Raw genomic sequence first — 13603 nt, 5'->3', positions numbered from 1 at the left:
CTACCCGCCGACCGATGACAACCTCTCCCCTCATCCCCAGCCCTTCTCCCGCAAGGGGAGAAGGGGGCGATGGACCTCGCAGGCAGGATACGGGGAGAGCCGGGATGCGGGCACAAGGTCCCGGCCGCCTGCTTTGGCTGCTGGTGCTGTTGCAAGGGGCCTGGATGGGCTGGCTCTTTGCCTTCCCGGTGGCGCTGGATTCCGACGATGCGCTGAACTTTGCCCACGGGGTGACGCGTTTCAGCGTGCTGGAGTTCTCCCCCCACTTCCCCGGCTATCCCGCCTTTATCTGGCTCGCTCGCCTGATCCATCTGGTGGCCCCGGATCCCGCCAGCGCGGTGCAGTGGGCCAGCCTCTTGGGCAGCAGCCTGCTGCCACCCCTGGCCGCCTGGCTGGCGGTGCGGCTGTGGCGACGGCCGGCGCTGCTGGCCCCGGTGTGGCTCGTCACTATGGCGCTGCCGCTCACCCCGACCCTGGCGCTCAGCGGCCTCTCCGACGGCCCGGCGCTGGCCGCCTGGCTCGGTGCCCTGCTGGCGCTGCAACATCGCCGCCTCGCCCTGGCGGGCCTGTTGGTGGGGCTGCTGCTGGCCCTGCGCCCCTCCTACTTCGTGCTGGCGCTGCTGCCATTATTTCAAGGATGGCGGCAGGGCTGGCAAGCCAGGGAACAGCGACTCGCCTTCCTCTCCCCCATAGCGCTGGTGGGGCTAGCCTGCCTGCTGTTCGTCTGGCAGGCCGATGGCTGGGCCTACTTCAGCGAGGGACGGCGCTTCACCGACGGCCACTTCACCCTGTGGGGCAACACGGCGGCGGCGCACGGCACCCGTCTGCTGAGCTGGGGCCAGACCCTGGCTGCCCAGCTCAGCCCGCTCTGGCCGCTCCTGCTGTGGCCGCTCTGGCTGGGGGGACGACGCCTGGCCGCCGACCCAACTGCGCTCTGGGGAGCCTCCTGGCGTTGGGGCTGGCTGGCCCTGCTGCTCTGGACCCTGTTTGGCCAGAACCCGGACAATCCCCGCCACCTGGCGCCGCTCATCTACCTTGGCCTGATCCTGCTGGTCGGCGGCCTGCCTGCGGCAAAGCCTGTCGCGGTGGCGGCCATGCTGGGCGGTCTGGCGCTGCTCTGCACCACCCTCACAACCCCCTCCTCGCCGGCCTCCTTACCCGCCATGGTGCAGGCCCGCCAGTTGGCCGAGCGGCACTGTCCGGCCCTGGTCACCCAGTGGGGCGTGCGCCTGCTGCGCGAATCCAGCCCGCTGCCCGTCACCGATGGCTGGTATAAGGGCGATGCGGCGCTGGCACTGGGGCGAGGCGCCTGCCGCCTCAGCCGCCGTCCCCTGGCGGCCCACGATTTGCCGGGCCCCTATAGCGCTATCTGGTTTGCCCCCCGCTTTCGCGCCGAGCCCGGCCTCTGGCTCGCCATACCCCGCTGATGCACTGACACCCCGGTCAGCCTGTGTGGCGCCAGATGGCTCACCCCTCCCCGCCGGGGTCGGCTACACTCACTGCGCATCCGCCAAGAGAGTGTCTGCCGATGAAGGGTCTCAGGGAGTGGTATCTCGTCGTGCCGAGCCTGGCGCTGGCCAGCGGACTGCTGCTGTTGCCGTTCTGGCTGCAGGGGGGCAGCCAGGGCCATGATCTGTTCCACCATCTGCTCTCCGGCCACTATTTCGCCCAGCAGCTGTGGCAGGGGGAGCCCTATCCGCGCTGGCTGATGGCCATGAACGGCGGCTTTGGCAGCCCCACCTTCTTCTTCTATCCCCCGCTGCCCTACTATGTCAGCGCCCTGTTTGCCGGCCCCGGCGCCCTCGCCCAGCACGCCATCACCCCGCTGCTGTGGAGCGCCAGCCTGGCACTGCTGCTCTCCGGACTCGCCGCCTACCTCTGGCTGCGCGGCTTCACCGCCCCCGGGCGCGCCCTGGCCGTCAGCCTGCTCTACCTCGCCCTGCCCTACCACCTGGCCATGGATCTCTACGCCCGCTTCGCCCTCGCCGAGTTCTGGGCCTTCGTCTGGGCGCCACTGATCCTGCTGGGGCAGGATCTCGCCACCCGGCGTCAGCGGGGCGGCCTGCTGTTGTTGGCCCTGAGCGTGGCGCTGCTGGCGCTCTCCCACCTGCCCAGCCTGCTGCTGATGATGGGGCTCATCAGCCTGCGCGCCCTGCTGCAGGCCTGGCAGGGCCGTACCCTGCGCCCCTGCTGGCTGATCCTGGGGGCCCAGGGGCTGGGGCTCAGCATGGCGGCCACCCTGCTGCTGCCCGCTTTGGCCGATCAGGGGGCCATCTCCATGGAGCTGATGCGCGGCGGCATGTTCGATTTTCGGCGCAACTTCCTCGACCGCTTGCCGTCCGGCTGGGAGGACTGGCGCTTTCGCAGCCACCTCGCCTGGCAGAGCCTGCTGACCCTGGCCCTGCTGCTGACCGCCTGGGCCGCCGCCCGCGAGCCGCACCATCCCGAGCTGCTGTGCTGGGGGGCGCTGGGGGTGAGTGCCTTCCTGATGATGCTGCCCGTCAGCCAGCCGCTCTGGTCCTTGCTTCCCCCGCTGCAGCGGGTGCAGTTTCCCTGGCGTCTGAACCTGATCCTCTGCCTGGCCACCGTCGCCGTGGTGGCGCTGGCCACCCCCGCGCACCGCCCCTGGCAGTGGCTCTGGTGGGGGTTGCTGCTGCTGACGCTGATCTCCGCCCTCGCCTATGTACACAGCTCCCCCCTCACCCAGGCACCGGACAGGGCCGCCCTCGCCGACGAGTTCGACAGCAAGCGCAGCGCCCGCGAATATAGGCCAAAGCAGGTGCCGAGCGGCCTGTTCGCCCCGACCCTGCTCGCCTGGAAGGAGGAGTTCCTGCCCCCCGTCAGCGCCGATCAACCCGGTGCCCACTGGGCGGTACAACGCTGGCAGCCCCGCGCGCTGGCGCTGGAGGTGACGACCAAGGTGCCGACCAAGCTGGTGCTGCACCAGTATGACTACCCCGGCTGGCAGGCCTGGCTGGATGACTCCCTGGCGCTGACGGTGAGCGCCAACCAGCAAGGGCTGCTGCAGGTCTGGGTGCCCGCCGGCAGCCACTCCCTCAGCCTGAGGCTGATGCCGCGCTGGCCGGAGCGGCTGGGCAACCTGCTGTCGCTGCTGGGCTGGCTGCTCTGGCTTGGGCTCGCATGCTGTCGCCAACGATCGCCGCTAGAACGCTGATTTGTCAGCAGATCAGACCTCCCGGCACGGTGCGTGATAGTCCAGCCGGCCCGGCACAAAGCTGATAAACTTCAAGATTATTGCGCACTCCTCACTCGCTCACGATCGGATACCCTATGCCCCAGTCCATAGCCCTCTCCCCTCGCTTCCTGTTTATCCTGCTCGGTGCCCTGGCGGGTCTGACACCGCTGGCGGTCGACATGTACCTGCCCGCGATCCCGGCCATCGCCCGGGATCTGGCCACCAGCATCGACGGGGCCCAGCTCACCATCAGCGCCTTCCTCGGCGGCTTCGCCATCGGTCAGCTGTTCTACGGTCCCCTGGCCGACAGCTACGGCCGCAAGCCGGTGATCCTGGCGGGTCTCTCCATGTTTGCCATCGCCTCGGTCGGCTGCGCCATGGCGGAGTCGCTGCCGGAGCTGCTGGCCTGGCGCATGGTGCAAGCCGCCGGCGGGGCGGCTGGCTCAGTGGTGGTCAACGCCCTGCTGCGGGACATGTTCGAGAAGGATGCGTTCTCCCGCGCCATGTCCTTCGTCATCCTGGTGATGACACTGGCGCCGCTGGTGGCCCCGGTGGTGGGCGGCTACATCAGCGCCCACAGCAACTGGCGGGTGATCTTCTGGCTGCTGGTGGGCATCAGCCTGCTCATCTGCGTGGTGATGCAGTGGAAGATCCAGGAGACGCTCAAACCCGAACACCGGCAGCCGCTCAAGCTCGGCCAGGTGCTGCGCAACTACTGGGGCGTGCTCTCCCACCGCGGCGCCATGGGCTATGTGCTGTGTGGCGCCCTGTCGAGCTCCGGCATGTTCGCCTTCCTGAGCGCCTCGCCCTACGTCTACATCGAGTATTTCAAGGTACCGACCGAACACTACGGTTGGCTGTTTGGCCTCAACATCCTGCTGATGATGGTGGTCACCTTCGTCAACAGCCGGTTGGTGAAGGGGGTGGGCGCCGAGCGCATGCTGCAATACGGCCTGATCATGCTGCCGCTGGCCGGTGCCCTGCTCATCTACAACGCCTGGAGCCAGACCGGCGGCCTCTGGGGCATCGTCATCCCGGTGGTGCTGTTCGTCGGTCACATCAGCCTGGTGGGGGCCAACGCCATGACGGGTCTGATGGGCCACTTCCCCCAGTCGGCGGGCACCGCCGCAGCCCTGGCGGGCACCCTGCGCTTTGGCGTCGGCGCCCTGGTCGGCATCCTGGTCAACCTCAATCCGCCCCAGTCCCCGCTGCCCATGGCCATCGCCATCGCCAGCTGCGGCTTTGGCTCGGCGCTGAGCTACTGGCTGCTGACCAGCAAGCGCGCCGCGACGGCCTGATGGCCGAGTTCAGCCTTCCTGACATGAAAAAGCCCTGTCCACCGGACAGGGCTTTTTGCATGAAGAGCAGCCGATGAGCGCGCTATTGATCGGCCTCAAGGCCGCTGCGCGCCAGGATCTCGCTCTCGAATCCATCCAGGCTCAGCTGGTTCTTCTTGCGCCAATAGGCCTCGATGCCCTCCTGGCCCTGGCGCGTCGACCAGTTGGCCAGCGCCTCCCTGTCCCCCTGATAGTCGTACAGGGGCACCGCCATGCCGCAGGAGGTCTGCACCCGTTCGATGTCGAGCAGGAAGATCTGCCGGGCCGCCACGCTGGCCGGAAAGAGCGCCATGGCCGCCTCCCAGCCCGGGTCGCCGCGGTGCAACACCCGTGCCTGGCCATAGGCCCGCAGTATCATAGGCGCCCCCTCGAAGGCGCAGAACATCACCGTCATGCGAGGGTTGCGCAGCACATGGGCCGCCGACTCGTTGCCGCTGCCGGTCAGGTTGAGCCAGGCCAGACGGTGGGGGTCGATGATCCGCAGGGAGTCGCCGCCCTTGGGGGAGAGGTTGACCGTGCCCTGCTCCGCCGCCGTGCCGACGAAATAGATCTGCTGTGCCTCGATAAAGGCGATATGAGGTGGCGAGAGCGCCTCGAATAACTGTCCCATCTTCCTTCCCCTCTCCATGCGCCTCAGAGCAGGGCGCTATTGAGCCACAGATGTGCCCCTATGCTGACCATATAACCAAGCAGAATGGCGGGCAACCACTTGAGGTGGCCGAAGAAGGTGTACATGCCGCGGGCCTGCCCCATCAGCGCCACCCCGGCGGCGGAGCCGATGGAGAGCAGGCTGCCCCCCACTCCGGCGGTCAGGGTCACCAGCAGCCACTGCCCCGTCACCATCTCCGGACTCATCGACAGCACGGCGAACATCACCGGGATGTTGTCGATGACGGAGGAGAGCAGGCCGATGACGACGTTGGCCCGGGTCGGATCGCCCCCCGCGTAGAGGAATTGGGAGGCCAGCTCGAGATAGCCCATGAAGCCGAGCCCGCCGACGCACATCACCACCCCGTAGAAGAACAGCAGGGTGTCCCACTCGGCCCTGGCGATCTGGCTGAACACGTCGAACGGCACGACGCTATCGAGCCGCTGCAGCCGCACCTTGTCGCCGCTGCGCTCATAGCGGGCGCGCTTGCGGGCCAGGGAGCGAGCCAGGGTCTTGCGCAGGTAGAAGCCGAAAAATTGCAGGTAGCCCAGCCCCAGCATCATGCCGAGCACCGGGGGCAGGTGCAGGAAGTGCTGGCAGGCGACCGCGGTCACTATGGTGAGGATGAACAGCAGCACTATGACACCGGCGCCGCGCTTGAGCTCCACCTCCTCATCCTGCACCTGGGGGGCGTGGCGCGGCACCATGAGGCTCATCAGCAGGGCCGGCACCAGGAAGTTGAGCAGGGAGGGGATGAAGAGCGCGAAGAACTGGCCGAACTGCACCTTGCCCGCCTGCCACACCATCAGGGTGGTGATGTCGCCAAAGGGGCTGAAGGCGCCGCCGGCATTGGCCGCCACCACTATGTTGATGCAGGCGAGGTTGACGAAGCGGCGATCCCCCCCCGCCACCTTGAGCACCACGCTGCACATCAGGAGCGCCGTGGTCATGTTGTCCGCCACCGGCGAGATGAAGAAGGCCAAGATGCCTGTGAGCCAGAACAGGGTGCGCAGGCTATAACCCGAGCGCACCAGGGCGGCGCGCAGGGCATCGAACAGCCGCCGCTCCTCCATGGCGTTGATATAGGTCATGGCCACCAGCAGGAACAGCAGCAGCTCGGCATATTCCAGCAGGTTGTGACGAAATCCGTCGTGAGCCAGGGTGCCGAGCCCCTGCTCGGCATAGACGATGCCAATCACTATCCAGATGATGCCGGCGGCGATCAGCACCGGCTTGGATTTGTGCAGCTGCAGGGGCTCCTCGGCCATCACCAGGCCATAGGCAAACACGAAGAGGGCGAGGGCGAACCCGCCGGCCCCGCTGTGGGTCAGGGGGATGGCGCCGCCGTCGGCGAGGCTTTCGCAGGAAAACAGACTGAGCCCGAGCAGGGCGATGAGGCGCAGGGATCCAGACATGAATGCTCTTCTCTTGAGAACCATCTGGCATTGATGCTAGCAGCGGATATCAAAATAAATCGTATTTATATCAGGCTTTTCGGCATCACTGCCCGGGGAGAGGAGCGGTGTCAACGAGGGGGGAAGCGCGACAAATCGGGCCCCGGACAGGGCCCGATATCGGAGCTATTTCTTGCCGAACCCGGATTGCTTGAGGGTATAGCCGGCGCTGTTCTGCCAGGCATCCAGGCCGCTTCTGTTGTTGCCCGCCACCAGACTGGCGGCCAGGCTGGGGCTGTTGAACAGCTGATCGGCGATGAACACCAGGCCGCCCTCGCTGCGGGCACTGAGCACCCCCTTGGCCAGCAGCTCCTGGCGCAGCTCGATCACCGCCTCGCGCAGGGAGGCGGCATCCTCCCCGTTGGCGGTGGAGCCGGCCTGCACCATGAAGCCGGGATTTTGCCGCTTGCCGACCGGGTAACCGTGGGCTTCCGCCCCCTTGCCGTTGAAGTGGTAGAGCTCGCGCTCACCCGGCTTGTTGTCGGAGAGCGCCTTCTGCAGGGTCATCAGCTCGTTATAAATATCGATGGGCACGACGGCCGCCTGCTTGGTGCCCTTGCTATCGATGATAAAACTGACTTGCTTGTGTAACATCCTTGCTCATCCTGTGCCCCATGGAGACCCCTATTCTAACCACCTCTGGCGAGCGGGATCCAGCAAGGATCCTCATCCCTTTTGCAGGCCCGATCACTAACTGGCATAGTGAAAGCCATTGACCATCAACCGGTTATCCCATGCTGATCCTGCGTGACCTCTCAAAGAGCTTTGACAACGGCAGCGAACGCCTGCCCCTGTTTCACGGCCTGGATCTGTGCCTCGCCGCCGGCGAGACCTGCCTGCTGCTGGGGCAGAGCGGCTGTGGCAAGTCGACCCTGCTCAACCTGATCGCGGGCCTGATCCCGCCCGATGGCGGCGAGATCTGGCTGGGGGAGACCCGGCTCGATCGGCAGTCACCGGATGAGCGGGCCCGGCTGCGCGGTCGCCACTTCGGCATCGTCTATCAGGATTTCAACCTGCTGCCGACCCTCAACGTGCAAGAGAACCTCAGCCTGCCGCTCGAGATCAACGGCCTGCCCCGCGAGCCGGCCGTGCTGGATAAGCTGCTCGAACGGCTGGGGCTGACGGATAAACGCCACGCCTGGCCGGAGCAGCTCTCCGGCGGTCAGCGCCAGCGGGTGGCCCTGGCCCGCGCCCTGATTCACCAACCCCAGTGGCTGCTGGCCGATGAGCCCACCGGCAGCCTGGACGAGCACAATGCCGAGCAGGTGATGGCGCTGATGATGGAGGCGGTCAGGGAGACACGCGCCGGCCTCCTGCTGGTGAGCCACAACCCCGCCTATGCCGCGCTGGCGGACAGGGTACTGCGCCTCGAAGGGGGTCAGTTGGTGCAGCTCAAGGGGCCACGCCATGATTGAATCCTCTCTTCCTGAGGGCATCACATGCTGCCGCTAAAGGCGCTGCTGCGGCTCTATCGCTGGCACCCCTGGCTGCTGCTGATGAGCCTGACCGGGCTGATGCTGGGGGTCTCGCTGGTGGTTGCCATCGACCTGCTCAACCACAGCGCCAAGACCAACTTCGTCGCCGCCCGCACCCAGCTGGCGGGGGATGCCAACTATCGGCTGGCCCCGAGCGGCGGGCTGGATGAGTCGCTCTACGTCAAGCTGGTGCGCAGCCAGCGCGAGCTGGACGCCATGCCCCAGGTGCACGCCTGGCTCAAAGACGAGCAGGGTCGCAGCTTCCAGCTGCTGGGGCTGGATCTGTTCAATCCCGGCCCCCTGGCCCCGCTCTTTACCCTGGCGCCTCAGGCCACAGAAGCCCCCTTCGGCCGGACCGACAGCATCTGGCTGGCGGCGCCCGAGGCCGAACGCCTCGACTGGCGCCAGGGCCAGTCCCGCAGCTTCCTGCTGGGCGAGCGTCGACTCACCCTCAGCCTGGCGGGCACCTTCACCCCGGGCCCAGTGCCCATGGATCGGTTGCTGCTCACCGACATCGGCCTGGCGCAGCCCCTGCTTGGCAAGGACGGACGGCTGGATCGCATCCTGTTCAAGCTGACGGAGCCCCAGGCCCGCGCCCTGCAGGCCGCCCTGCAAGCCTATCTCCCCAATAAGCCCCTGTGGCTCGAACCCATCAGCCCGGCGCTCGATGCCAGCCAGCTCGGCGATGCCCTGGCCCTGAACCTCAGCGCCCTCTCCCTGCTCGCCATGGCGGTGGGGCTGTTTCTGGTGTTCAACGCCCAGCGCTTCGTGCAGAGCGTGCGCCGTCCCCAGCTCGCCCAGCTGATCATCCTGGGGTTGCCACCGCGCCGTGTGCTGCGCTGGCTGGGGCTGGAGCTGATGCTGCTGGCCTCCCTCGGTACCCTGCTCGGGCTGCTGCTCGGCAGCCTGCTGGCCCTGGCCCTGATGGGGCAGCTGACCCAGGCGCTGGCGGATCTCTACGGCCCCAACCCCATCGATCTGCTGCGCCTCTCCCCCATCAGCCTGTTCAAGGCCATCGCCATCGGCCTGCTCGGCACGCTCGCCGCCAACCTGCCCGGCTGGTGGCAACTGCTGCGCCAATCCCCCTTGGCCCTTCGCGAAGGCAACAGCCGCCCCACCAGCCACCCGGGGCGCAGACGCCTGCTGGCGCTGGCCATACTGCTGCTGTGCGCGCTCTGCCTCGCCCTGCCCCAGACCGGCCTGCCGGGCGCCCTGCTTATCGCCGGCGGCTGGCTGCTGGCCATGGCGCTCTGGCTGCCGGACGCCCTGCGCTGGCTGCTCGGCAAGTTGCGCAGCCATGGCCGCAGCGGCCTGACCGCCAGGCTGGCGGTGGCCGAGACCCAATATCATCTGGATCGCACCGCCATCGCCGTGATGGCGCTGCAACTCGCCATAGCCGCGGCCATCGGCATCGGGGTCATGGTGTCGAGCTTTCGCAGCAGCGTGGAGATCTGGCTGAACCAGCGCCTCGCCGCCGATCTCTATGTCAGCGCCCCCAAGGGAGCGGCGGGCAGCAGGGGCAGCCTGAGCCAAGAGACCCTGGACGCCATCCTCGCCAACCGGTTGGTGGAGCTGGCCTCGCGCCGTGCGGTCCGGCCCGCCCGCTGGCAGGGGGAGCCGATAGAGTGGGCCCAGATGGACTTTATCCCGCCGCTCCAGGCGGCCTATCCCCTGCTGACCGGACGCTGGCCGGAAAAACACAATGAGGTGCTGGCGAGCGAGCCGCTGACGGTGCGGCTCGGGGTCAGGGTGGGCCAGACGCTCGAGATAACGGATGAGGCAGGCCCACGACAAGTTCTGGTCACCGGCGTCTATCAGGATTACGGCAGCGACAAGGGGCAGCTCCTGCATGCCTTCGAGCAGGGACCGGTGCAGTCCCTCGCGCTCTTTAGCAAGACGCCCGAGCGGCTGGCCGATGCGCTGCGTGCCCAGTTCGGCGAGCGGCTCAATCTGCTGCCCGCCCCCGCCATCCACGCCGCGGCGCTCAAGGTGTTCGATCAGACCTTCGTGGTCACCGAGCTGCTCAAGCTGCTGATCTTAGGGATAGCCTTCGTCGGGATCGGCTCCGCCTTCATGGTGCTGGGGCTGGCCCGCCGCGCCGAATTGCAGACCCTGCAGAGTCTGGGCCTGAGCCCTCGCCGCTGCCGCCTGCTGCTGGTGTGGCAAGGGGCGGGTCTGGGGCTACTCACGGCGCTGCTGGCCCTGCCGGTGGGCTATGGCCTGGCCTGGGTGCTGATCGCCGTGGTCAATCCCCGCGCCTTCGGCTGGACCCTCACCTTCGAGCCCGCCCCCGCTCACGCCATCACGGCCCTGCTGCTGGCACCGGTGTGTGGGGCCTTGGCCTCCTGGTATGCGGCAAGGAGAGTGATATGAAGTGTTTACTGCGGGCCAACCTGCTGGCCGCCCTGTTTGCCGTGCTAGGCGCCAGTGTTCAAGCCCAGGATCTCGGCAACCTGCTGGGGGATGGCGGCGATCACTTCAAAAAAGCCTTGCCCAACCAACCCATACAGCTACCTGCCGATCACGGCGCCCACCCGGACTACAGATCCGAGTGGTGGTATCTCACCGGCAACCTCAAAGACGAGCAGGGGCGCGAGTATGGCCTGCAGTGGACTCTCTTTCGTCAGGGCATGAAGCGGCAGATTGCCTCGGACAACCCCTGGCTTGCGCCCCAACTCTGGCTCGCCCAGTTCGCCATCACGGATCTCGCCACCGGCAAACACTTGCAAGACGAGCGCACCAGCCGCCAGGGGCCGGGGCTGGCGGGCGCCAGTGGCGGCGACTATTGGCTAAAGGAATGGGCACTGACGTCCGAGGGGGCGGCGCTCTTCCCGGCAGAGCTCAACATCGACAGCGAAATTGGCCAGCTCAGGCTGCGGGTGAGTGCCCGCAAACCCCTGGTGCTGCAGGGCAAGGCGGGCTACAGCGAGAAGAGCCCGGGCAACGCCTCCTTCTACTACTCCTACCCGCGCCTGGCGCTGGAGGGCACCCTCAACATCAATGGGGAGGCCCGCACAGTGAGCGGTCAGGGCTGGTTCGATCACGAGTGGAGCAGCTCGGTATTGGCCGAGTGGCAATCGGGCTGGGACTGGTTCTCGCTGCAACTTGCCGATGGCCGCGAGCTGATGCTGTTTCGCCTGCGCACCAAACCGGGCCGCGCCAATCCCGAAAACCAGCCCGAAAACCGCTACGGCATACTGATCGAGCGCGATGGCAGCAGCCGGGTGCTGTCGCCTGACTCCATCGTCCTCACCCCGGGTAAAACCTGGCGCGGCCCCAAGGGGCAAGACTACCCCGTCGAGTGGCAACTTGAGGCCGCCGATTTGAATCTCGTTATTAAGGCCCGCCAGCCCAATCAGGCCATGACAGGCCGCTTTGACTACTGGGAGGGGGCTGTCACCGTGGAAGGGGATGCCAAAGGGCTCGGCTATCTGGAGATGACGGGGTATTGAGATCCCAGCTTATGTCTGTTCGCCCCCACCAACCACTTTCTTAGTCACCAGTTCCTAACCATCCTGACATTCCCCGTCAAAATCTGACCGCCATCAAGATTCCATTCAAATTCCATGAGTTAGCTGCGCTTTCACTCAGCAAGGCTGGTCAGCCTTTGATATCATACTCATCCGGTCCTCACCGCCCCAAAAGCAACCAAGGAGGCCTATGGTTTCCCGTCCCTCAATCCGGTTAAAAGCAGCACACAGGGAGCTGTAACCCCATGCGGTAGCTATCTTGTTTTCTGAGCGATGGAATCAATATTCCATATTAATGAAATCTACTTCACAATTTACATTTTAAATATTTCATAACTTCCACTGGATAAATATGGAACGAAAGCACGTTACCATATGAAATTATTTTATATGAAAATGTTATACTTCAAAAGGAGTCTATGAATGAGTCAGCAAGAACTGCATAATTTAATTACTTATCAAGATAGATACTTTGAGATATTAACAGAATTCTTTCTCGGTGTGACTGGCTGTTTACCACGTAAGTTTTCTCCACTGGAGAGCTTCTCAGAGTACGTCCAAAGGATGGCAATTATTTTAACAGACGACCCTATAAAAGCTGAGAAATCTATTGCGGCATTTTCAATTCTCGAAGAAAAACTTAAAAAACTATATTCAGAGGAGGGTGGTAAAGCTTTTAGTGCTGCAAAGAAACTCGATGCATGCAAATTGAATTTAGGAGGGAGCAGTCGTTTCTTACAAACACAGTTAAATGCTACGCGTAAGTCACTTCTATATTCTGACACAGTCTTAATTCCAGATCCTGTAATGCCATGGTTAGAAAAAGCACGTGATGAGGAGAAATTCAATCATGTTATTCTTCTTCAAATGGTATTTTTCACATTACACTTGTCTGACCTGAAAGGGAATGAATTTGATCTGCCACCATTTTTTGTATTCCCGAGCTTTGAAAAATCACTTGAAGAACGTGATAAGCAAACGCAAATAAATAGTGCTCAACTTATCACCGATGTTTTTTCACATTATGTAGATTCAGGTATAGAACACCCTCAAGATATTATAGAGTTTTCTAAAAAGAACCCCAGTCTATACTTTAAAAAAATTGAAGAGGCAAGGCTTTTTGTCTCGCCGGGCTCTGAACCAGGGGAACCGATAAAAGTAGCGTTGGATAATTACAAAGCTGAAATGAGACAATGGAGGTCAAAAGATTGGTGTAGAGAGTCGTTTTCTAAAGGTGATGCTAGTGTTGTGACTAATGCGATTTTTGAGCGAATAATGCCACACTATCATTTACTAGAAAATGCCGATGAGCTTAGGAGTCATCCATTTCTTTGTATTAGTGCTCAGGCACATTATTACCAACTCATTGCAAGTATGAAGAATACATCCGCTAGTACAATTGCGTCATTTGATCCATCGACATCAGCAATTTTGCAGTCTCTTACGTCTAAAAGGCTTGATTATTTGTCGAATATTGAAGACTCGCAACTTGTAGCATTGAGAAAGACAGATGAAAATGTTGAGTTTAGAAGAGAGTTAAGAGACTTAGTTAACAGCCTACCTAATACTAAGCTCGAAGACTTAGGGTACGTTGCTGCAGAAGTATGCTCTCATATTGAAAGGGCAATATCAAAACATGAGAAGCAGGTTTCATTATTTAATGAAAAATATCAAGCAAAACATAAATACACAGCTTTAATTGCAGTTGGCACATTAGGTGTAACAATGTTTCCAGTTTTAGCTCCTTTCTTAGGAGCATTACTTCCCCTTGGGGCAGCTACGGCTACAGGAAAATATGTTTCAGACAAGCTTGAGGAAAAAGCTGAAAGTAGACAGTTTTCTCATTCTATGATGGGTGTGATCTCGATGGCAAAAAGGAAATAAAACTTTGCCGTAGGTTAGAATAGCGAAGCGTATTCTGACACTCGCTAATTAATAGACCGTTCAAACCTTGTAGCAACAAGACATTCCTTATTGGGCTTAGCTCAACCCAATCTACGCCCAACCGTCCCCATTAAATGG

10 protein-coding genes are annotated in these 13603 nt (G+C 62.8%); 7 read left to right on the top strand and 3 right to left on the bottom strand.

The annotated features are described in order from the left end of the window. The first annotated feature begins 137 nt into the window (after positions 1-137). The 3 genes from KW821_RS03190 (at position 138) to KW821_RS03180 (ending at position 4494) form a co-directional block, all read left to right on the top strand. The gene (locus KW821_RS03190; RefSeq protein ID WP_218290443.1) at positions 138-1427 is read left to right on the top strand and encodes a hypothetical protein; all 1290 of its coding nucleotides are present in this window, start codon (positions 138-140) and stop codon (positions 1425-1427) included. Positions 1428-1528: 101 nt separating this feature from the next. Next, positions 1529-3175 carry a hypothetical protein gene (locus KW821_RS03185; protein ID WP_218290401.1) on the top strand — a complete coding sequence of 549 codons (1647 nt, stop codon included), beginning with the start codon at positions 1529-1531 and terminating at the stop codon, positions 3173-3175. Positions 3176-3291: 116 nt separating this feature from the next. Then, positions 3292-4494, top strand: coding sequence for a Bcr/CflA family multidrug efflux MFS transporter (locus KW821_RS03180; protein WP_042653468.1), 1203 nt, complete (start codon positions 3292-3294; stop codon positions 4492-4494). Positions 4495-4576: 82 nt separating this feature from the next. On the opposite strand, the gene KW821_RS03175 is transcribed toward KW821_RS03180, so the two are convergent. From KW821_RS03175 to KW821_RS03165, 3 genes are all read right to left on the bottom strand, one after another. Beyond that, entirely contained in the window at positions 4577-5143 is a 567-nt protein-coding gene (locus KW821_RS03175; RefSeq protein WP_218290400.1) for a pyridoxamine 5'-phosphate oxidase family protein, read from the bottom strand. Between the two features lie 23 nt (positions 5144-5166). After that, the gene (gene nhaD, locus KW821_RS03170) at positions 5167-6597 is read right to left on the bottom strand and encodes a sodium:proton antiporter NhaD (protein ID WP_218290399.1); all 1431 of its coding nucleotides are present in this window, start codon (positions 6595-6597) and stop codon (positions 5167-5169) included. A gap of 165 nt (positions 6598-6762) precedes the next feature. Then, a complete protein-coding gene (locus tag KW821_RS03165; protein ID WP_218290398.1) occupies positions 6763-7230 on the bottom strand; it encodes a DUF4357 domain-containing protein in 468 nt (155 codons plus the stop codon). A 140-nt stretch (positions 7231-7370) separates the two neighbouring features. On the opposite strand from KW821_RS03165, the gene KW821_RS03160 reads away from it, so the two are divergent. The 4 genes from KW821_RS03160 (at position 7371) to KW821_RS03145 (ending at position 13465) form a co-directional block, all read left to right on the top strand. Further along, the gene (locus KW821_RS03160; protein WP_218290397.1) at positions 7371-8051 is read left to right on the top strand and encodes an ABC transporter ATP-binding protein; all 681 of its coding nucleotides are present in this window, start codon (positions 7371-7373) and stop codon (positions 8049-8051) included. A 24-nt stretch (positions 8052-8075) separates the two neighbouring features. Continuing rightward, complete coding sequence (locus tag KW821_RS03155; protein ID WP_218290396.1) at positions 8076-10484, top strand: FtsX-like permease family protein; 2409 nt, start codon at positions 8076-8078, stop codon at positions 10482-10484. Then, the gene (locus KW821_RS03150) at positions 10481-11563 is read left to right on the top strand and encodes a lipocalin-like domain-containing protein (protein ID WP_218290395.1); all 1083 of its coding nucleotides are present in this window, start codon (positions 10481-10483) and stop codon (positions 11561-11563) included. The genes KW821_RS03155 and KW821_RS03150 overlap by 4 nt, the downstream gene beginning before the upstream one ends. A gap of 441 nt (positions 11564-12004) precedes the next feature. Continuing rightward, complete coding sequence (locus KW821_RS03145) at positions 12005-13465, top strand: hypothetical protein (RefSeq protein WP_218290394.1); 1461 nt, start codon at positions 12005-12007, stop codon at positions 13463-13465. The last annotated feature ends 138 nt before the right edge of the window (positions 13466-13603 follow it).

Origin of the sequence: Aeromonas sp. sif2416 (assembly GCF_019218665.1) — a bacterium.
GTDB classification, from domain to species: Bacteria; Pseudomonadota; Gammaproteobacteria; order Enterobacterales; family Aeromonadaceae; genus Aeromonas; species Aeromonas encheleia.
Note: the sequence above shows the minus strand (reverse complement) of the source record. Positions and strands in the feature narration are given on the sequence as shown.